A 510-nucleotide genomic window follows, 5' to 3' on the forward strand; every position below is an offset into this window, starting at 1 on the left:
AAAGAGGTTTCTGAAGGAGTAGCACAGGATTCTTTGTTATGGAGCAAGGAAGCCGATGCCTTTGTAGCGCGTCATGAAAAGAGTAAAGAAGAAAAAGGCAGAGCTGTAAGGACACAAGAAAACAGTAGAATTACGTTCCTTGCAAATGGTGAGATTAGCGCTAAATCAACAGATGCTGTAACGGGTAGTCAGCTTTTTGAAACGAATGATAAGGTTGTTACTTATTTAGGAGGCAATGCAGCTTTTAATAATGGTGTGTTTACTGGGCCGACCTATAGTTTATCGGAGATTGATAAAGATGGTAAGATAACAGCCAAACCTTTTACTAATGTTGGTTCAGCTTTTGAAGGACTTGATACAAATATCAAGAATGTCAATCAGAGGATTAAGGAAGTTTCAGAAGGAGTCGCACAGGATTCTTTGAATTGGAATAATGAAGCCAATGCATTTGTAGCTAAGCATGGAACGGAAGGAAACAATAGCAAATTGAAGTTTCTTTTAGATGGAGAA

The 510-nt window shown here is 38.4% G+C and carries 1 pseudogene; it reads left to right on the plus strand.

Going from position 1 to position 510, the window contains the following annotated elements:
- Positions 1 to 510 (plus strand): annotated as a pseudogene (locus ACFIM6_RS10205) (adhesin); the annotation flags it as partial.

It is taken from the genome of Bartonella sp. AA9NXGY (genome assembly GCF_042196845.1).
Taxonomy (GTDB): domain Bacteria; phylum Pseudomonadota; class Alphaproteobacteria; order Rhizobiales; family Rhizobiaceae; genus Bartonella.